General features: G+C 66.1%; 17 protein-coding genes. All 17 read right to left on the minus strand.

Annotation, left to right across the window (positions count from 1 at the left end):
• Positions 1-52: 52 nt before the first annotated feature.
• Positions 53-2,881 (minus strand): FimV/HubP family polar landmark protein, encoded by a 2,829-nt coding sequence (locus tag ACEI37_RS21880; RefSeq protein ID WP_373378131.1) that lies wholly within the window; start codon positions 2,879-2,881, stop codon positions 53-55.
• 300 nt (positions 2,882-3,181) lie between these two features.
• The gene (gene asd, locus ACEI37_RS21885) at positions 3,182-4,318 is read right to left on the minus strand and encodes an aspartate-semialdehyde dehydrogenase (RefSeq protein ID WP_373378132.1); all 1,137 of its coding nucleotides are present in this window, start codon (positions 4,316-4,318) and stop codon (positions 3,182-3,184) included.
• A gap of 333 nt (positions 4,319-4,651) precedes the next feature.
• Positions 4,652-5,719, minus strand: a complete 1,068-nt coding sequence (gene leuB, locus ACEI37_RS21890) for a 3-isopropylmalate dehydrogenase (RefSeq protein ID WP_373378133.1) — start codon at positions 5,717-5,719, stop codon at positions 4,652-4,654.
• Between the two features lie 22 nt (positions 5,720-5,741).
• The gene (gene leuD / locus ACEI37_RS21895) at positions 5,742-6,392 is read right to left on the minus strand and encodes a 3-isopropylmalate dehydratase small subunit (RefSeq protein ID WP_373378134.1); all 651 of its coding nucleotides are present in this window, start codon (positions 6,390-6,392) and stop codon (positions 5,742-5,744) included.
• A 19-nt stretch (positions 6,393-6,411) separates the two neighbouring features.
• On the minus strand, positions 6,412-7,821 hold the full coding sequence (gene leuC / locus ACEI37_RS21900) for a 3-isopropylmalate dehydratase large subunit (RefSeq protein WP_373378135.1): 1,410 nt from the start codon (positions 7,819-7,821) through the stop codon (positions 6,412-6,414).
• Positions 7,822-8,151: 330 nt separating this feature from the next.
• Positions 8,152-8,853, minus strand: coding sequence for an ABC transporter ATP-binding protein (locus ACEI37_RS21905; protein ID WP_373378136.1), 702 nt, complete (start codon positions 8,851-8,853; stop codon positions 8,152-8,154).
• On the minus strand, positions 8,853-9,626 hold the full coding sequence (gene livG / locus ACEI37_RS21910; RefSeq protein WP_373380297.1) for a high-affinity branched-chain amino acid ABC transporter ATP-binding protein LivG: 774 nt from the start codon (positions 9,624-9,626) through the stop codon (positions 8,853-8,855). Before livG ends, ACEI37_RS21905 begins: the two co-directional genes overlap by 1 nt.
• A 23-nt stretch (positions 9,627-9,649) precedes the next feature.
• Positions 9,650-10,909: a high-affinity branched-chain amino acid ABC transporter permease LivM gene (locus ACEI37_RS21915; RefSeq protein ID WP_373380298.1), complete on the minus strand. Its 1,260-nt coding sequence runs from the start codon at positions 10,907-10,909 to the stop codon at positions 9,650-9,652.
• A 34-nt stretch (positions 10,910-10,943) separates the two neighbouring features.
• A complete protein-coding gene (gene livH / locus ACEI37_RS21920) occupies positions 10,944-11,870 on the minus strand; it encodes a high-affinity branched-chain amino acid ABC transporter permease LivH (protein ID WP_012353367.1) in 927 nt (308 codons plus the stop codon).
• A gap of 85 nt (positions 11,871-11,955) precedes the next feature.
• Positions 11,956-13,071, minus strand: coding sequence for a branched-chain amino acid ABC transporter substrate-binding protein (locus tag ACEI37_RS21925; RefSeq protein WP_062800981.1), 1,116 nt, complete (start codon positions 13,069-13,071; stop codon positions 11,956-11,958).
• A 535-nt stretch (positions 13,072-13,606) separates the two neighbouring features.
• On the minus strand, positions 13,607-14,908 hold the full coding sequence (gene gltA, locus ACEI37_RS21930) for a citrate synthase (protein WP_018005206.1): 1,302 nt from the start codon (positions 14,906-14,908) through the stop codon (positions 13,607-13,609).
• 43 nt (positions 14,909-14,951) lie between these two features.
• Positions 14,952-15,239, minus strand: a complete 288-nt coding sequence (locus ACEI37_RS21935; RefSeq protein ID WP_012353370.1) for a succinate dehydrogenase assembly factor 2 — start codon at positions 15,237-15,239, stop codon at positions 14,952-14,954.
• A gap of 78 nt (positions 15,240-15,317) precedes the next feature.
• Complete coding sequence (locus tag ACEI37_RS21940; RefSeq protein WP_011298473.1) at positions 15,318-16,019, minus strand: succinate dehydrogenase iron-sulfur subunit; 702 nt, start codon at positions 16,017-16,019, stop codon at positions 15,318-15,320.
• A 34-nt stretch (positions 16,020-16,053) separates the two neighbouring features.
• Positions 16,054-17,832, minus strand: coding sequence for a succinate dehydrogenase flavoprotein subunit (gene sdhA / locus ACEI37_RS21945; RefSeq protein ID WP_111517512.1), 1,779 nt, complete (start codon positions 17,830-17,832; stop codon positions 16,054-16,056).
• A 3-nt stretch (positions 17,833-17,835) separates the two neighbouring features.
• Positions 17,836-18,201 (minus strand): succinate dehydrogenase, hydrophobic membrane anchor protein, encoded by a 366-nt coding sequence (gene sdhD / locus ACEI37_RS21950; RefSeq protein WP_012353372.1) that lies wholly within the window; start codon positions 18,199-18,201, stop codon positions 17,836-17,838.
• 11 nt (positions 18,202-18,212) lie between these two features.
• Complete coding sequence (sdhC, locus tag ACEI37_RS21955; protein WP_111518060.1) at positions 18,213-18,623, minus strand: succinate dehydrogenase, cytochrome b556 subunit; 411 nt, start codon at positions 18,621-18,623, stop codon at positions 18,213-18,215.
• Between the two features lie 278 nt (positions 18,624-18,901).
• The gene (locus ACEI37_RS21960; protein WP_373378137.1) at positions 18,902-19,816 is read right to left on the minus strand and encodes a GntR family transcriptional regulator; all 915 of its coding nucleotides are present in this window, start codon (positions 19,814-19,816) and stop codon (positions 18,902-18,904) included.
• Positions 19,817-20,138 lie beyond the last annotated feature (322 nt).

A 20,138-nucleotide genomic window follows, 5' to 3' on the forward strand; every position in this document is an offset into this window, starting at 1 on the left:
CATCGCTTCGGGCCGCGGCAGCGTGTGCCGCGGCCGGACCGCCAATGATAGCTCAGGCCACTTCCAGCAGCAGCGAGCGGGCCTCGGCCTGCAGCGGGTCCTGCGACTGCTCGACCACTTCCTGCAGCAGCTCGCGCGCGCCCTCCTTGTCGCCGATCTCGATATAGGCGCGCGCCAGGTCCAGCTTGATCTGCATGTCGCGCCCGCCGTCCATGCCGTCGGTCGACAGCGTGCTCGGCGACACGCTCTGGCCCAGCCCGCCGGCGGTGTCGGGCGCCACCCGCGACAGGTCGATCGGCTCGGCCAGCTTGCCGTCGCGCAGCATGGTGGTGGCGGGAAGCGGCACCGAACCCTCGTCGAGCGCGGCCGGGGTCGCGGCATGCGGCGCGCTGCCCAGGTCCAGCGACAGCCCGGACATGTCGAACTCGAGCGGGCGGCCGCGGGTCGGCGTGTCGAGCGTGGGCACGTCGTCATCGGCGAGCGGATCGGCGCCCGGCAGGCCCATGTCGAGACGCACCGGCTCGCCAGGCTGCGGCGCCTCGACGCCGAACGCCATCGTCGCCGAGGCCGGCGCGACGATCGGGTCGCCGGCGGCCGGCGCCGGGAAGGCATCCAGCGGCAGCGACAGGTCGCCCAGCGACGGCTCCAGCCGCGCGATCGAGGCAGGATTCTGCGACGGGTCCTGCGTGCGCCACTGGTCGGTCGCCGGCGATGCCGTATCGGGGCCCGCAGCCTCCGGCGTCACCACCATGAACAGCGCGTTGCCCGGCTCCAGCGCGCGTCCCATTTCCGCGGCCTTCAGCCATTCCGCTCCGTGTCCGCCGGTCTGGGCGAACATTTCCTCTGCAATCACGCGGAACCCTTCCACATCCTGTCTGTTGCTGTAAATCTCCAGGAGCTTGAGCCGTACCGGCTGCTGCTCCGGGTGTTTCTCCAGGGCTTCGCGCAGGATTTCCTCTGCCTGCACATCGCGCCCGTAGGCGATATAGACCTCGGCCTCGGCGATCGGGTCGACCTCGTTGGCTTCCGGCGTGTTGTTGCCGATGCGGAAGTCGGCGCCGAACACGCTGTGCTGCGAGGTGTCGACGCTCTGGCCGCCGGCGGTGCCGAACAGCGAGTTGGCGCCGGCCATGACGGTGCTCTCCTGCGACAGGATGCTGTCGCCGAAGCCGGTCGCCTCACCCTCCTTCTGCTTCTGGCGGCGGCGATAGATCGCGTACACGCCCAGCAGCGCCACCACCAGGCCGCCGCCCGGCAGCAGCATGGGGTTGGCCAGCAGGCCATCGAGGAACGACGGTTCGGGCACCGGCTCGGGCTGCGCGACCACCGGCGGCACAGGTTTGGCCGCTGGCGCCGATGCGGCACCTTGGGCCGCGTTGGCTGCCACGTCCGCGGCAGGCTGCGAAGCGGGGGCCGCGGCCACGGCGGAGGCTGCCGCGGGTGCCACGGCGGCTGCAGCACTGGCGCTGCCCGCGGGCGCGGCAGGCGCGCTCGCCGCATTCGCCGCGGCGACCGCGGTTGCTGCCGCAGCAGCGGTAGCGGCCACGGCGTCGGCCTTGGGCGGCTCGGCCGGCACCACGGCAGGCGCGGCGGCTGCCGCCCTGGCGGCGGCGTCGGCCTTCTCCTTGTCGGCCAGCGCGGCCTGGTTGGCCTGGCTGAGCTTGGCGATCTCGGCGTTCTTCAGCTCGAGCAGCTTCTGCATATCGCCGACATTCTTTTGCAGCTGCGCCAGGCGGGCCTCGGCTTCCTTCAGCTGGCGCTCGCGCGCGACCTCGGCTTCGGCCTTGGCCGCGGCGTCGGCCTGCGCGCCACGCGCGGCCTTGCTCAGCTTCAGTTCATCGCGCGGGCCGTCGGCCGGTGCCGCCTGCTCCTGCACGCGCGCGGTCACGTTGCCGGATTGCTGGCGGCCGCTGTCGGGCTCGACCGATTTGGCCGCCGCGGCGCTGGCCAGCCGGCTGCGGTAGGCGTCGAAGCCCTGCGTGCGCGCCACCACTTCGCGGCGCGCCGCCCTCGGCGTGACCGCCTGAGCCTGCTGCTGGGTCGGCACCTGCAGCACCGCGCCGCTGCGCAGGCGGTTCATGTTGCCGCCGATAAAGGCGTTGGGATTGTTGCGGTAGAGCGCCACCAGCATCTGGTCGAGCGAGACCGATTCCTGGCCCTGCACGGCCTCGCCGGCAATGCCATAAAGCGTGTCGCCGCGCTGCACGGTGTAGCCGCCGCCGGGGGCCATCTCGGTGCCGGCGGCCGGTGCCGCGGCGCGCCGGGCGCTCTGCCGCGCGGGACGGGCTGGTGCGGCGGGCCGGGCCGGCTCGGCCTCGGCGCCGGGCGCGGCCTGCTGCGCCGGCGCAGCTGGCGCGGCGGCAGGTGCCGGCGCGGCCGGTGCGTCGGGCGTGGCGGCCTGCACCACCGGTGCCGGCGAGAAAGTCTGGTTGGAAGCCCTGGCCCCGGCGGGGTCGAGCAGGAAGGTGTAGGCGCGCGAGACCTTGCCGCTGGCCCAGCTCATGTCGACCAGGATATCGACGAAGGGCTCGCTGATCGGCTGGCTGGAACGGACCCGTGCCACGTAGCTGCCGTTGGCGCGGCGCTCCAGTTCCAGGCGCAGGTTGCCGACGCTTGGCAGATAGGTCAGCCCGGCCGCGGCATAGGCGCCCGGCGGCGCCAGCCTGACGCTGAGCCCGGCGGCCTCCTCGGCGGTGACCCCGCTGATGTCGATCTCAGCCTGCAGCGGCTGCCCCAGATTCGACTGAACCCGCAATTGCCCGAACCCCGCGGCATACGCGGCCGGCTGCGCAAGCAGCAGGCCCAGTGCCGTGACGGCCAGCGTTGACCAGCGCTGACGGGCAGTAGGCGCATCTTTCCGGCGATGTTGGCTCACACTCACCTTGTGCTCCGTTATGTTTTAGTAGCGATATGAATCGACAAACCGACCCCGACAAACCCATCCCATAAACCAGATCCGCCCGGCAGGCGGGGCATTCTGAACGGCCCCTTTTGCCAGCCTGCGCGCAGGCGCCCATCCCTGCGGACGGGGTCGCATGCCGGCGTATTGTGACGCATCGCCCGGCAAAATAGGCGCCCGGATACAACAACGCCGCGCATGGGCGCGGCGTCGTAAGCAAAGCGCTGCAATCTGTTGCCTGGCTGCAACGGGCGCAACCAGGCCACAGGCGGCGGCCTGCGATCAGGACTCGATCAGGATACGCAGCATGCGGCGCAGCGGCTCGGCCGCGCCCCACAGCAGCTGGTCGCCGACCGTGAAGGCCGACAGGTACTCGCCGCCCATCTGCATCTTGCGCAGGCGGCCGACCGGGATGGTCAGCGTGCCGGTCACGGCCGCGGGGGTCAGGCCGGTCATGCTGGCTTCGCGCGTATTCGGCACCACCTTCGCCCACGGGTTGTGGGCGGCCAGCATGCCTTCGATTTCATCGAGCGGCACATCCTTGCGCAGCTTGATGGTCAGCGCCTGCGAGTGGCAGCGCATCGCGCCGATGCGCACGCACAGGCCGTCGACGGCGATCGGCTTGGCGCCGGTCGCGCCCAGGAAGCCCTCGCCGCGGCCCAGGATCTTGTTGGTCTCGGCGCCGCCCTTCCACTCTTCCTTCGATTGGCCGTTGCCGAGGTCCTTGTCGATCCAGGGGATCAGGTTGCCGGCCAGCGGCACGCCGAACTGCCTGGTTTCTTCCGCCGACAGGCCGTGCTGGGTCGCCAGGATCTGGCGGTCGATTTCCAGGATGGCCGACGCCGGGTTATCCAGCAGCGGCTTGACCGACGCGTTGAGCGTGCCGAACTGGGTCAGCAGTTCGCGCATGTGCTGCGCACCGCCGCCCGAGGCCGCCTGGTACGTCATCGAGGTCATCCATTCGACCATGTCGGCCTGGAACAGGCCGCCGAGGCCGATCAGCATGCAGCTGACCGTGCAGTTGCCGCCGATGAAATTCTTGACGCCCTTGGACAGCGCGTCCTTGATCACACCCTGGTTGACCGGATCGAGCACGATGATGGCATCGTCCTTCATCCGCAGCGACGACGCCGCGTCGATCCAGTACCCCTTCCAGCCCGCCGCGCGCAGCTGGGGGAAGACCTCGTTGGTGTAGTCGCCGCCCTGGGCGGTCAGCACCACGTCGCACTTCTTCAGTGCCTCGATGTCGTTGGCATCCTTGAGCGTGGTTTCGTTCTTGGCCATGGCGGGCGCCTTGCCGCCGGCGTTGGACGTGCTGAAGAAGACGGGCTCGATATGGTCGAAATCACGCTCTTCCTGCATGCGCTGCATCAGGACGCTGCCGACCATTCCCCGCCAACCGACGAGACCTACAATCATGATTTACCTCGGATGTGATTTTTACTTCCCCGCCATTTTCCTCGCCCGGCGTGGCTGCGCGGGGAAGACGGGCAGGCACGACGAACGGATCTAGGCGATCGCGGTTTTAATAGTGGTTTTAATCGTCGTTGCGGTCTGGCCGAGCGAAATCGTGCCAACCGGGCCGCGGGTAGCGGTCAGGGCGACAACAGCAGTCAGGGTGGACTGGGAAAATCGGGCCATCGGCAGAGTCTACACGATTTTGCGGCGCTGCCGCAGCGTGCAAATTGGGGACAAATAAAACACGGGGCACCGCGATTGCGGTGCCCCTTTGGCGTGTGACTGGCGTGTGACTTACAGTGCCGCCAGCACGGCCTCGCCCATCTCGCGGGTGCCGACCTGCTTGCAGCCCGGCGTCAGGATGTCGCCGGTGCGGTAGCCCTGGGCCAGCACCTTCTTGACGGCGTTCTCGATGCGGTCGGCCTGCTCGGCCTTGTTCAGCGAGTAGCGCAGCATCATCGCCGCCGACAGGATGGTGGCCAGCGGATTGGCCACGCCCTTGCCGGCGATGTCCGGCGCCGAGCCATGCGAGGGCTCGTACAGGCCCTTGTTGTTGGCATCGAGCGACCCCGACGGCAGCATGCCGATCGAGCCGGTCAGCATCGCCGCTTCGTCCGACAGGATGTCGCCGAACATATTGCCGGTGACGATCACGTCGAAGCTCTTGGGCGCCTTGACCAGCTGCATCGCGGCGTTGTCGACGTACATGTGCGACAGCTCGACCTCCGGATATTCCTTGCTGACGTCGATCACGATGTCCTTCCAGAACTGGAAGGTCTCGAGCACGTTGGCCTTGTCGACGCTGCACAGCTTCTTGCCGCGCTTGGCCGCGGCCTGGAATGCCACGTGGGCGATGCGGCGGATTTCCGGCTCGCTGTAGCGCATGGTGTCGAAGGCTTCGCGCGCGCCCTGGAACAGGCCGTCCGGCGCTTCGCGCAGGCCGCGCGGCTGGCCGAAGTAGATGTCGCCATTCAGCTCGCGCACGATCAGGATGTCGAGGCCGGCCACCAGCTCGGGCTTCAGGCTCGAGGCGCCGGTCAGTTCCGGATAGCAGATCGCCGGACGGAAGTTGGCGAACAGCTGCAGGTGCTTGCGCAGGCCCAGGATGGCCTGCTCGGGGCGCAGCGCGCGCTCGAGGCTGTCGTACTTCCAGTCGCCGACGGCGCCGAACAGGATGGCGTCGGCCTCCCTGGCCAGCTTGAGCGTGTTCTCCGGCAGCGGATGGCCTTCGGCCTCGTAGCCGGCGCCGCCCACCGGCGCGGTTTCCAGTTCGAACTTCTCGTCGAGCGCGTTCAGGACCTTGACGGCCTCTGCAACGATTTCGGGACCGATGCCGTCACCCGGCAGGACTGCGATCTTCATTGTTGTCTTTCCTCGTAGAGCCTTATCCGACCAGGCGGTTGTTCAGCCACGGCATCTTCGCCACGCGCTCGGCCTCGAAGGCCTTGATCTTGTCGGCATGGCGCAGGGTCAGGCCGATATCGTCGAAGCCGTTCAGCATGCAGTACTTGCGGAACGGCGCGATGTCGAACTCGTAGCTCTGCCCCGACGGCGTCAGCACCACCTGCTTGTCGAGATCGATGGTGAGCTGGTAGCCGTTGAACGCGTTGGTCTCGTTGAACAGGTGGTCGACCTGCTGCTCGCTCAGCACCACCGGCAGCAGGCCGTTCTTGTAGCAGTTGTTGAAGAAGATATCGGCGAAGCTGGGCGCAATCACGGCGCGGAAGCCGTATTGCGTCAGCGCCCACGGCGCGTGCTCGCGCGAGCTGCCGCAGCCGAAATTGCGGCGCGCCAGCAGGATCGATGCGCCCTGGTAGCGCGGCTGGTTCAGCACGAAGTCCGGGTTCAGGGGACGCTTGCTGTTGTCCATGCCGGGCTCGCCCACATCCTTGTAGCGCCACTCGTCGAACAGGTTGGGGCCGAAGCCGGTGCGCTTGATGGACTTCAGGAACTGCTTCGGGATGATGGCGTCGGTGTCGACGTTCTCGCGGTCGAGCGGCGCAACCAGGCCGCTGTGTACGGTGAACTTTTCCATGTGCTCTGTCCTTGCTTGTTCAGCCCAGCTTGCGGATATCGACGAAGTGGCCTTCGATGGCGGCCGCGGCGGCCATCGCCGGGCTCACCAGGTGAGTGCGCCCGCCCGCGCCCTGGCGGCCTTCGAAGTTGCGGTTCGAGGTCGAGGCGCAGCGCTCGCCGGCATCGAGGCGGTCGGCGTTCATCGCCAGGCACATCGAGCAGCCCGGCTCGCGCCACTCGAAGCCGGCGGCCTTGAAGATCTGGTCCAGGCCTTCGCGCTCGGCCTGTTCCTTGACCAGGCCGGAGCCGGGCACCACCATCGCGAGCTTCACGTTCGCGGCAACCTTGCGGCCCAGCTTCTGCACTACCCAGGCAGCAGCGCGCATGTCTTCGATGCGGCTATTGGTGCAGGAACCGATGAAGACCTTGTCGATGCTGATGCTCTCGACCGGCACGTTGGGCTGCAGGCCCATGTATTCGAGCGCGCGCTCCATCGCGTTGCGCTTGTTCGGGTCCTTTTCCTTCTCCGGATCCGGCACGCGGTCTTCGATGCTGATCACCATTTCCGGCGAGGTGCCCCAGGTCACCTGCGGGCGGACATCTTCCGCGCGCAGTTCGACCACCTGGTCGAACTTGGCGCCGGCATCCGAATGCAGCGTGCGCCAGTAGGCCACGGCCTGCTCCCACTCAACGCCCTGCGGCGCGTACGGGCGGCCCTTGACGTATTCGAGCGTGACATCGTCGACCGCCACCAGGCCGGCGCGCGCACCCGCCTCGATCGCCATATTGCAGACCGTCATGCGGCCTTCCATGGTCAGGTCGCGGATGGCCGAGCCGGCGAACTCGATGGTGTAGCCGGTGCCGCCGGCGGTGCCGATCTTGCCGATCACGGCCAGCACGATGTCCTTGGCGGTGCAGCCGCGCGGCAGCTTGCCTTCCACCTTGACCAGCATGTTCTTGGCCTTCTTGCCCAGCAGCGTCTGGGTAGCCAGCACATGCTCGACTTCCGAGGTGCCGATGCCATGCGCCAGCGCGCCAAACGCGCCATGCGTGCTGGTATGCGAGTCGCCGCACACCACGGTCATGCCCGGCAGCGTGGCGCCTTGCTCCGGCCCGATCACGTGCACGATGCCCTGGCGGTGGTCGTTCATCTTGAACTGGGTAATGCCGTAGCTGTCGCAGTTGGCATCGAGCGTATCGACCTGCAGCTTCGATACCGGGTCTGCAATGCCGTGGCTGCGGTCGGTGGTCGGCACGTTGTGGTCCGACACGGCCAGGTTGGCGCTGATGCGCCATACCGGACGCTCCGCCAGCTTCAGCCCCTCGAACGCCTGCGGGCTGGTCACTTCATGCAGCAGGTGGCGGTCGATATAGAGCAGCGTGGTGCCGTCTTCCTCGACGTGGACGGTGTGGTCATCCCAGAGTTTGTCGTAGAGCGTCTTGGCCATGATGCGATGGCGGGACCGATGACCATGCCTTGGCAGGCCGGCCTGCGGGGACCGCGCAGTAGTTTGCAGGGGTAGTTTGTCCGCTTCGTTCGGTGCAGCCAAGCCCGACGGCTATCGTGAGGATCGCGCCGGAAGCCGCCTGAAGCGGGCGTTATTTCAAGCGTTGCGGCAATGCTTGACTTGGCAATCGATTATGCCATCGCTCTGGCCCCGGGCCGGGCCGGGCGGGGCTGGAAATGTAATGTGATTGGCGAAAGGGGGATTTCGCGGATGGCGAAAACGCAGTGGCAAAAGAAAGCGGCCGCCGCGGCGAGCACGGCGGCCGGCGCATCAGCCGCCCAGGTAGGCGGCCTTGATCCGGTCGTTGGCCAGCAGGTTGGCGCCGGTATCGGCCAGCACCACCTTGCCGGTCTCCAGCACATAGCCCCGGTCCGCGACCTGCAGCGCCTTGTTGGCGTTCTGCTCGACCAGGAACACGGTGACGCCCTCGTCACGAATGGTGCGGATGATGTCGAAGATCTGCGCGATGATCAGCGGTGCCAGGCCGAGCGTGGGCTCGTCCAGCAGCAGCAGGCGTGGCCGGCTCATCAGCGCGCGGCCGATCGCCAGCATCTGCTGCTCGCCGCCCGACATGGTGCCGGCGCGCTGGCCGGCGCGCTGGTTCAGGCGCGGGAACAGCTTGAACACATGCTCGATGCCCGCCTCGATCTCGTCGCGCTTGGCGAAGAACGCGCCCATCTTCAGGTTTTCCAGCACCGTCAGGCTCGGGAACACGCGCCGGCCCTCGGGCGAGATCGCCATGCCCAGGCGCATGATCTCGTGGGTCGAGCGATGGGTGATGTCCTGCCCTTCGAACAGCACGCGCCCGCTCGAGGCGCGCGGCGTGCCGCACACGGTCATCATCAGCGTCGTCTTGCCGGCGCCGTTGCTGCCGATCAGGGTGACGATCTCCCCCTTCTTCACTTCGATCGATACGCCCGACAGCGCCTCGACGGCGCCGTAGTGGGTATGGACCTGTTCCAGCTTCAGCATCAGTCCTCTCCCAGGTAGGCCTTGATCACGCGCGGGTCGTTGCGCACTTCTTCGGGCTTGCCGATCACGATGGGCTTGCCGTGCTCCATTACCAGGATGCGGTCGGACACGCCCATCACCAGGCTCATGTCGTGCTCGATCAGCAGCACGGCAATGCCGAACTCCTTGCGCAACTGGTCGATGAGCTGCGACAGCTCGAGCTTTTCCTGGGGGTTCAGGCCGGCGGCGGGCTCGTCCAGCATCAGCAGGCGCGGCTGGGTAATCATGCAGCGCGCGATCTCGAGCCGGCGCTGGTGGCCGTAGGAAAGCGTGCCGGCCTCGCGGTTGGCCACCGAGGTCAGGTTCATGCGCTCGAGCCAGACCGCCGCGCGCTCAAGCGCTTCTCGCTCCGCGCGACGGTAGGCCGGCGTGGCAAACAGCCCGCGCAGCAGGCCGGCTTGCACCTGGCGGTGTTGCGCCACCAGCAAGTTCTCGACCACGGTCAGGTTCTTGAACAGGCGGATGTTCTGGAACGTGCGCACCAGGCCCTTGCGCGCCACCATGTGGCTCGGCAGCCCGGCGATGGCGTGGCCGTCGAGCGTGACCTCGCCCGCGGTCGGCTTGTAGAAGCCGCCGACGCAGTTGAACACCGTGGTCTTGCCGGCGCCGTTCGGGCCGATGATGGCGAAGACCTCGTCCTTGCGCACATCGAAATCGATGCCGTCGACGGCCAGCAGGCCGCCGAAGCGCATCTGCAGGCCCGACACCCTGAGCAGTTCTGCCGATGCATTGATCGGCGCATTCATCATCGGCGCATTCATCGGGGCAGCTCCACGTGCGGGCGGCTCGCGGGCAGCAGGCCCTGCGGACGCCACATCATCATCAGCACCATCACCAGGCCAAAGATCAGCATGCGGTATTCGGCAAAGCCGCGCGCCACTTCGGGCAGCACCGTCAGCAGGATCGCCGCCAGGATCACGCCCAGCTGCGAGCCCATGCCGCCCAGCACCACCACGGCCAGCACCAGCGCCGATTCGATGAAGGTGAACGATTCCGGATTGACCAGGCCCTGGCGCGCGGCAAAGAACGCGCCGCCCAGGCCGGCGAACGATGCCCCCAGCGTGAACGCCGACAGCTTGATGCGGGTCGGGTTCAGGCCCAGCGAGCGGCAGGCGATCTCATCCTCGCGCAGCGCCTCCCAGGCGCGGCCCATCGGCATGCGGATCAGCCGGCTGGTGACGAACAGCGTGAAGCCGACCAGCAGCAGCGCGATCAGGTAGAGGAAGATCACCATGTGCTGGCTGGCGTAGTCCAGGCCGATCAGCTCGTGGAAGGTGCGCGTGCCCTCGACGCTGGCGCTGCGCGCCATCTCGATGCCGAACACGCTGGGCTTGGGGATGCCCGAGACGCCGTCGGGGCCGCCGGTCAGGCTGGTCAGGTTGTTCAGCAGCAGGCGAATGATCTCGCCGAAGCCGAGCGTGACGATCGCCAGGTAATCGCCGCGCAGCCGCAACACCGGAAAGCCGAGCAGGAAACCGAAGCCCGCCGACAACGCCGCCGCGATCGGCAGGCATTCCCAGAAGCTCAGGCCGAAGTACTGGTTCAGCAGCGCGTAGGTGTAGCCGCCCACCGCATAGAAGCCGACATAGCCCAGGTCGAGCAGGCCGGCATAGCCGACCACGATGTTCAGGCCCAGGCCCAGGATCACGTAGATCAGCGCCAGCGTGGCCACGTCGACGGCGCCGCGCGAGCCGAAGAACGGCCACACCAGCCCCACCGCCAGCAGCACCCACACCGCCACGCGCTGCTGCTGCGCGCCCAGGGCTGGCAGCGCCGGCAGGCGCACCGCGCTGCCGGCGCGCGACAGCACCGGCTTGAACAGCTGGAACAGGAACACCGCCGCCACGGCCAGCCACACCGGCCGCCAGTGCGGTTCGAGCACTACCTTGTAGCCTTCCAGCTTGAGCTGCAGGCCCAGGATGGGGATGGTCAGGATGGCGGTCACCACCGCCGCCGTGATCGCATTCTTGAGCGACTGGCCCGGCGTGGCGCCGCGCACGGCCTGCCCGGCGGACATCGCAGAAACTTGGTTGGTCATGTTTCGCCTCCCCTCAGACCTTTTCGACATCGGGCTTGCCCAGCAGCCCGGTCGGACGGAACAGCAGCACCAGCACCAGCAGGCTGAAAGCGACCACGTCCTTGTATTCGGCCGGCATGTAGCCCGAGGCGAAGGTTTCCGCCAGGCCCAGCAGCACGCCGCCGAGCATCGCGCCCGGGATGCTGCCGATGCCGCCCAGCACCGCCGCGGTAAAGGCCTTGATGCCGGCAATGAAGCCGATGAAGGGATTGAGCTTGCCGATGGTCAGCCCGATCAGCACGCCGCCCACCGCCGCCAGCATCGCGCCCAGCACGAAGGTGAACGAGATCACCTTGTTGGTGTCGATGCCCAGCAGGTTGGCCATGCGCATGTCCTCGGCGCAGGCGCGGCAGGCGCGGCCCATGCGCGAGCGGCCGATAAACAGCGTCAGCGCCACCATCAGCGCCAGCGTCACGCCGACGATCAGCAGGCGCGAGTACGGCACCGTCACGGTGAAGTCGCCGCCCATCTGGAACTCGATGGCGCCCGAGATCAGCACTGGCACCGACACATCGCGCGCGCCCTGCCCGATCTGGACATAGTTCTGCAGGAAGATCGACATGCCGATGGCCGAGATCAGCGGCACCAGCCGCGGCCCGCCGCGCAAGGGGCGGTATGCCACCCGCTCGACCGCATAGCCGTAGACGCCGGTGACCATCACCGACACCAGCAAGGCGGCGCCGAGCACCAGCGGCAGCGGGTAGCCTGCCTGGGCGCCGATGGCGGTGAGCGTGACCAGGCCGACATAGGCACCGATCATGTAAATCTCGCCGTGCGCGAAATTGATCATGCCGATGATGCCGTAGACCATTGTGTAGCCGATGGCGATCAGCGCATAGATCGCACCCAGCGTCAGGCCGTTGACCAGCTGCTGGGTGAACTGTGGAAGGAATTCATTCATTGGGGAAGCCTCAGGAACTTGAAGCCCGATACCAGAACGCCCCGCCCGGGGTACGGGCGGGGCGTGTGCGGGAGGGAGCGCCTGCTTAGTTCGCGGCGGTCTTGCTGGCGTCCTTGTGCCAGGTGTAGACCACGAACTTGAAGGACTTCAGATCGCCCTTGGCGTCGTACTCGACCTTGCCGATCGGCGTGGTGAAGGCGTTCTTGTGCATGTATGCCGCGACCTTGGTGGGATCGGTGCTCTTGGCCCCGGCGATGGCGTCGCCGATGATCTTGACGGCGGCATAGGCCGGCATCTGGAACGGACCGTTGGCGTCACGCTTCTTGTCGGCAAAGGCCTTGACCAGGCCGGCGTTGGCGGGATCGGCCGAGAAGTCGGCCGGCAGCGTCACCAGCATGCCCTCCGACGACGGGCCGGCGATCGCGGTCACGTCCTTGTTGCCTACGCCCTCGGGGCCCATGAAGGTGGCCTTCACGCCCTGCTCCCGCGCCTGGCGCAGCAGCAGGCCCATTTCCGGGTGGTAGCCGCCGAAGTAGACGAAGTCCACGCCCTGCGACTTGAGCTTGGTGATCACGGCCGAGTAGTCCGAGTCGCCGGCGTTGATGCCTTCGAACACGGCCACCGGGATCTTGGCGGCTTCCAGGTCCTTCTTCACCGAGCTGGCGATGCCCTGGCCGTACGACTGCTTGTCGTGCAGCACCGCGACCTTCTTCGGCTTGACCTTGCCGATGATGTACTGGGCGGCGGCCGGACCCTGCTGGTCGTCGCGGCCGATGGTGCGGAAGATGAAGTTGCGCTTCTTGGTTTCGGTCAGCTGCGGCGCGGTGGCCGACGGCGTGACCATCACGATGCCTTCGTTCTCGTAGATGTCCGAGGCCGGGATGGTCGAGCCCGAGCACACGTGGCCGATCACGTACTTGATGTTCTGGCTGACGATCTTGTTGGCCACGGCCACGGCCTGCTTCGGCTCGCAGGCATCGTCCATCAGTACCACCTCGAACTTGTTGCCGCCGGCGCCGCCGGCTGCGTTGATCTGTTCGACGGCGGTCAGCGCACCGGCCTTGACCATGTCGCCATACTGCGCCACCGAGCCGCTCATCGGGCCGGCAATGGCGATCTTCACGGTTTCGGCATTGGCGGCGGCGCCAAAGGTAGCCAGCATGGCAGCCAGCGAAATGGTGGAAAGACGGGACAGCGTCATCAGGAGCTCCTCGATTTATGTTTGGGTCATCCGGGCAGAAACGGTATGACCTGCGCAATCGAACAACACCCGCGGACGACTGGGATCGGGATAGGCGACCAGCGCCACCCGAGACGCGGAAGACGGGCCTGCAAGGAAGAGACAGCGTATGCGGGGCCCGGCAAGTGTCAGTCCCGCTGAGGTATGGGGACCAAGGTTCGGAAAGACAACGTTTGATTCGTTCTCTATTGCGCAAGCGATTCGCCTGCCCCGCTTGCCGCACCGCATGCCGGAAGGGTGGCCCGGCTGCCGTCGGCAAAGCAGCCCGCATTATAGGGTCAAATTTCCTGCCGCACGCGACTATCGCACAATATATGCGGAACCGATTTGGGAAAACGCGACACAATCCTCCACAAATTGAGCTCCGGACCATTCGGGGTGCAATTTCCTGCCCTTGCCGCCGCCGCAGCGCACAACTGCGCCCGCGCCACAAAGACAAACGCCCCGGCGGGGCCGGGGCGTCTGGAATTGCTGCACTGCGCAGCGGCGGACCTGCTTAGCGCTTGGCCACGTCCGGCACGTCGCGGGTGGCGGCGCCGACGAACAGCTGGCGCGGACGGCCGATCTTGTATTCCGGATCGGTGATCATCTCTTCCCACTGCGAGATCCAGCCCGGCGTGCGGGCCAGCGCGAAGATGCAGGTGAACAGCGAGGTCGGGATGCCCAGCGCGCGCTGCACGATGCCCGAGTAGAAGTCGACGTTCGGGTACAGCTTGCGGCTGACGAAGTACTCGTCTTCCAGCGCGATCTTTTCCAGCTCCATGGCCAGCTTGAACAGCGGGTCGTTGTGCAGGCCCAGTTCGTTCAGCACTTCATGGCAGGTTTCGCGCATCAGCTTGGCGCGCGGATCGTAGTTCTTGTACACGCGGTGGCCAAAGCCCATCAGGCGCACGCCCGAGTTCTTGTCCTTGACCTGCTTGATGAACTCGGGGATGTTGTCGACGCTGCCGATCTCTTCCAGCATCTTCAGCGCGGCTTCGTTGGCGCCGCCGTGGGCCGGGCCCCACAGGCAGGCCACGCCGGCGGCGATGGCCGCGAACGGGTTGGTGCCCGACGAACCGGCCAGGCGCACGGTCGAGGTCGACGCGTTCTGCTCGTGGTCGGCGTGCAGGATGAAGATGCGGTCCAGCGCGCGCTCCAGCACCGGGTTCACGGTGTACGGGGCGCACGGCGTCGCGAACAGCATGCGCAGGAAGTTGCCCGAGTAGGACAGGTCGTTCTGCGGGTAGATGTACGGCTGGCCGATGTTGTACTTGTACGCCATGGCGACCATGGTCGGCATCTTGGCGATCAGGCGGATGGCCGAGATCTCGCGCTGGTGCGGATCATCGATGTCCATCGCGTCATGGTAGAACGCGCTCATGGCGCCGACCAGGCCGGTCAGCACGGCCATCGGGTGCGCGTCGCGGCGGAAGCCGCGCATGAAGAACTGCAGCTGCTCGTGGACCATGGTGTGGTTCATCACGTGGCCGACGAATTCTTCCTTCTGCTTGGCGTTGGGCAGCTCACCCTTCAGCAGCAGGTAGCAGGTCTCGAGGTGGTCGCACTTCTGCGCCAGCTGCTCGATCGGGTAGCCGCGGTACAGCAGCTCGCCCTTGTCGCCGTCGATATAGGTGATCTTGGAATTGCACGAAGCCGTCGACATGAAACCGGGGTCGTAGGTGAACTTACCGGTTTGTCCGTACAGCTTGCGAATGTCGATCACGTCCGGGCCAACCGTACCCTTGTAGATCGGCAGCTCAACGCTGGGGGAACCATCGGAGAACGATAGCGTGGCTTTCACATCGGACGGCGTCATGTCGGATCCTTCAAATGCTGTGAATAATAATGTTGACCAAAACTCAGACCGTACGCAGCAGGGCGATGACTCGCTGCATCGGGGGCGTGTCGAGCTCACCGTCCAGCTCCTTGCGCGCAAGGAGCAGGTCCATCAACTCGTTGTCGCTGAGCTCGAACAGCTGGCTCAGCGCAGCCACATCCTCGTCGGACAGGCTCTCCTCGTAACGGTTGAAGAAACGTTCGACGATGATGTCGTTCTCCAGGAGGCCGCGGCGGGCACGCCAGCGCAACCGGGCGCGCTTGTGCGGATCGGCCTGATGGGAGAAGGTGGTGGCAGGACTCTCAGTCATGGCTTCCTACTTTCGGCGCGCCCGCCAGATATAGCCGCTCTGGCTGACGCGCCGCTTACTACTTGGACGGCCGCAGGGTCAGACCGCGCGGCGGACCATCAGCTCCTTGATCTTGCCGATGGCCTTGGTCGGGTTCAGACCCTTCGGGCACACGTCGACGCAGTTCATGATGCTGTGGCAGCGGAACAGGCGGTACGGGTCGTTCAGGTTGTCCAGGCGCTCGCTGGTGGCCTGGTCGCGGCTGTCCGCGATAAAGCGGTAAGCCTGCAGCAGGCCGGCCGGGCCGACGAACTTGTCCGGGTTCCACCAGAACGACGGGCACGAGGTCGAGCAGCTGGCGCAGAGAATGCACTCGTACAGGCCATCCAGCTCGTCACGCTCTTCCGGCGACTGCAGGCGCTCTTTCTCGGGCGGCGGCTCGTCGTTGATCAGGAACGGCTTGATCGAGTTGTACTGCTTGAAGAAGTTCGTCATGTCGACGATCAGGTCGCGCACCACCGGCAGGCCGGGCAGCGGACGCAGCACGATGCGGTCCGGCAGCTCGCGCATATTGGTCAGGCAGGCCAGGCCGTTCTTGCCGTTGATGTTCATCGCGTCCGAGCCGCACACGCCTTCGCGGCACGAGCGGCGGAACGAGATGGTCTCGTCCAGCTTCTTCAGCTTCACCAGCGCGTCCAGCAGCATGCGCTCGTGGCCGTCCAGCTCGACCTCGTAGGTCTGCATGCGCGGCGCCGCATCCTTGTCCGGATCGTAGCGGTAGACTTCGAAAATACGCTTCATTTCTGTGGGTCCTGTTATCTCTACGATGCGGTGCTCAGAACGTACGGGCCTTCGGCGGCACGCTTTCCACCGTCAGCGGTTCCATCTTCACCGGCTTGTAGTCGAGGCGGTTGCCTTCGCTGTAGAACAGCGTGTGCTTGAGCCAGTTCTGGTCGTCGCGGTTGGGGAAGTCGCTGTGCGCGTGGGCGCCGCGCGATTCCTTGCGCGCCGCGGCCGAGATCATGGTGGCCTTGGCCACTTCCACCAGGTTGGCCACTTCCAGGGCTTCCACCAGCGCGGTGTTGAAGACCTTGGACTTGTCCTTCAGGTGGATGTTGGCGGCACGCTCGGTCACTTCCAGGATGCGCTCGACGCCTTCGTCCATCAGCTTCTGGGTACGGAACACGCCGGCATGCGACTGCATGTTCTTGCGGATGTCGTTGGCGACGTCCTGTGTGTACTCGCCCGACGACGAAGCCTGCAGCTTGGCCAGGCGCGACAGCGCCAGGTCGGCGGCGTCCGCCGGCAGCGGCTTGTGTTCCTTCTGCTTCAGGTTCTGCGCGATGATGTGGTTGCCGGCGGCGCGGCCGAACACCACCAGATCGAGCAGCGAGTTGGTACCCAGGCGGTTGGCGCCGTGCACCGACACGCAGGAGCATTCGCCGATCGCGTAGAAGCCGTTGAGCACTTCGTTCGGATTGCCGTTCTTCGGCACCACCACCTGGCCGTGGTAGTTGGTCGGGATGCCGCCCATCTGGTAGTGGATGGTCGGGACCACCGGGATCGGTTCCTTGATCGCGTCGACGTTGGCGAACTTCAGGCCGATCTCGCGGATCGACGGCAGGCGCTTCATGATGGTCTCGGCACCGACGTGGGTCAGGTCGAGCAGCACGTAGTCGCCGTTCGGGCCGCAGCCGCGGCCTTCCTTGATTTCCTGGTCCATCGAGCGCGACACGAAGTCGCGCGGCGCCAGGTCCTTCAGCGTCGGCGCGTAGCGCTCCATGAAGCGCTCGCCGTCCTTGTTGCGCAGGATACCGCCCTCGCCGCGCACGCCTTCGGTGATCAGCACGCCCGCGCCGGCCACGCCGGTCGGGTGGAACTGCCAGAACTCCATGTCTTCCAGCGGCACGCCGGCGCGCGCCGCCATGCCCAGGCCGTCACCGGTGTTGATGAAGGCGTTGGTGGAAGCGGCATAGATGCGGCCGGCACCGCCGGTCGCGAACAGCGTGGTCTTGGCCTCGAGGATGTAGACCTCGCCGGTTTCCATTTCCAGCGCGGTCACGCCCAGCACGTCGCCGTCCTGGTCGCGGATCAGGTCCAGCGCCATCCATTCGACGAAGAAGTGGGTCTTGGCGCGCACGTTGCGCTGGTACAGCGTGTGCAGCAGCGCGTGGCCGGTACGGTCAGCCGCGGCGCAGGCGCGCTGCACCGGCTTTTCGCCGTAGTTGGCGGTGTGGCCGCCGAACGGGCGCTGGTAGATGGTGCCGTCGGGGTTGCGGTCGAACGGCATGCCGAAGTGTTCGAGCTCGTACACGACCTTCGGCGCTTCACGGCACATGAACTCGATCGCGTCCTGGTCACCCAGCCAGTCCGAGCCCTTGATGGTGTCGTAGAAGTGATAGTGCCAGTTGTCCTCGCTCATATTGCCGAGCGAGGCACCGATGCCGCCCTGCGCCGCCACGGTGTGCGAGCGGGTCGGGAACACCTTGGACAGCACGGCCACGTTCAGGCCGGCTTCCGCGAGCTGGAGGGATGCGCGCATCCCGGCGCCGCCAGCACCGACGATGACCACGTCAAAGCGGCGACGCGGCAATCCAGTCTTGACTGCGACCATTTATTACACCCTCCAGAGAATCTGAGCAGCGTAGCCCGCGCAACCGACGAGCCACAGAATCGTAAGAACTTGCAGCACGAGGCGCACCGCCATCGGCTTCACATAGTCCATCCAGATATCGCGCACGCCGATCCAGGCGTGATACAGCAGCGACAGGATGGTCAGGAACGTGATGATCTTCATCCACTGGTTGGCGAAGAGCCCTGCCCACGCTTCATACGAAGCGCCGTTCGACAGCAGGAAGGCAATCGCCAGGATCACGGTGAAGACCACCATGACCACGGCGGTGACGCGCTGCGCGAGCCAGTCTTTCAGACCGTAGTGCGCACCGACGACAAGACGCTTGGGACCGATATTGTTATTTGCCACCTTGATTCTCCTCAGAACAGGCCGTACAGCTTCAGGCCGAAAATCAGGGTAAGCAGCAGGCTGACAACCAGCACGCTGACGGCAGACTTGGCCGAGGCGGGCTTGGAGACACCAACGTGCACGTCCAGCAGCAGGAAGCGGATCCCGGCGCAGAAGTGATGCAGATAACCCCAGATCAGGGCCAGCACAACCAGCTTGACAAAGCCGCCGGACAGAAGGGCCGAGAACTTTGCGAAGCTCAGTTCGGAGGTGATGCTCTGCTCAAACAGATACAGGACGAAGGGAAGGAGGAGGAACATCAGTGCACCGCTCACGCGATGCAGGATGGATACCTTGCCGGCCCAGGGCAACCGGTATTTCGCGATCTGCGAAATACCGATATTCCGGAACTCCGGCCTGGCTTGTTTGACGGCTTCAGCCATGCGAGACCCCATTAGCGGTAAACAAAGAAACGAAACTGCCATTGCCTGCATGCAACGGGATGCATTAGGGCAAATCCATGAGATTTTAGCGCCTTTGTTGCGCGCTGCACCAATAATTTTCTGCTATCACGGCCCGACAAGCGCCGCCCGACAATCGCACACTTCGCACCTCCGGCGCGCCGCTTCACGCGACAACCAGCGCGTCGCGCAACAGCCGGCAACACCATGGCCGGACCCACAATAATCGGCGCGCGCGCACCTTGCGCGGCGCCGCCGTTTCAGCTCAGGTCGTTCTGGTAATAGTGCCGGGTGGTGACGTAGAGCCCACGGCGCACTTCCACGGGGCGGTCGCCATAGGTGTAGGACACGCGCTCGACCGACAGCAGCGGCGCGCCCTCTGGCACGGACAGCAGCTCGGCCGCCGTCTCGTCGGCGGGCACGGCGCGAATCTTTTCCGAGGCGCGAATCATGCGCGTACCGAATTCGGCCTCGAACAATGCATACATGGGCCCTTTCCACTCGGTCAGCTTTTCCGCGGTCAGGCCCTTGAAGTTGGCGCCGAGCAGCCAGATTTCGTCCAGCACGGTCGACTCGCCGGAGAAAGTCAGCACGCGGCGGATCTGCACCACGCTGTCGCCGGTGCGGATATCGAGCAGCCGCGCGATTTCGGCCGGGGCGCGCAGGCGCTTGCACTCGAGCACGCGGCTGGCGCCATAATGGGGTTCGCCCTCGTCCGGAACGAGGCGCAGGAAGCGGAACTTGACCACGTCTTCATGGTGCGTGGTCACGAAGGTGCCCTTGCCCTGGCGGCGCGCCACCAGGTTCTCGGCGGCGAGTTCGTCGATGGCCTTGCGCACCGTGCCCTGGCTGACCTTGTAGCGCGACGCCAGCTCCATCTCGCTGGGAATCATCTCGCCCGGCTTCCATTCGCCGGATTGCAGGCTGCGCGTGATCAGCGCCTTGATCTGCTGGTAAAGCGGGCTGAAGGTGGGCGATGGCACTGACTGCAGACCAGGAGCGGGACCGGAAGCGGCACCGGCGGAGCCACCAGTTGAGGGGGCGGCCTGCGGCGCGGCGGCCGGCGCGGGCGCCGGCGACGAAAGCGGCTGCGTCCCGGCGCCAGGCGTGGCGGCGCCAGATTCCTGCGCGCCGGGTGTGGCTGCGCCGGTCAGGGACGTAGGCAGGGAGGACATAGCGCGATTTCACCACAAAAGGGCGAGTAACGTCCAGCCTTACGTTAATTGTCTTATGTCTTATATAAGACATATGAATTGACAGGATGGAGAGGCCGGGCCTACACTCGCGCTGGTCCACGCCCGCGATCGCCCGCGTCCATGGCCTGCCAGCCGCCGCCCTGCGGCGGAAAATGTACCGCGCCCGCCGCGGCCCGGTCTGGAAAAGGCGCCTCGCTTCGCAGTAGACTAACGCTTTGTTGCATCACCATGACCCGTTGTGGCTCTCCCCCACCGGCCCCGCCACCTGGCTCCGGCGGACGGCCGCTCCCCGCTGTGGCGA

This window comes from Cupriavidus nantongensis (assembly GCF_041726985.1).
Taxonomy (GTDB): Bacteria; Pseudomonadota; Gammaproteobacteria; order Burkholderiales; family Burkholderiaceae; genus Cupriavidus; species Cupriavidus nantongensis_A.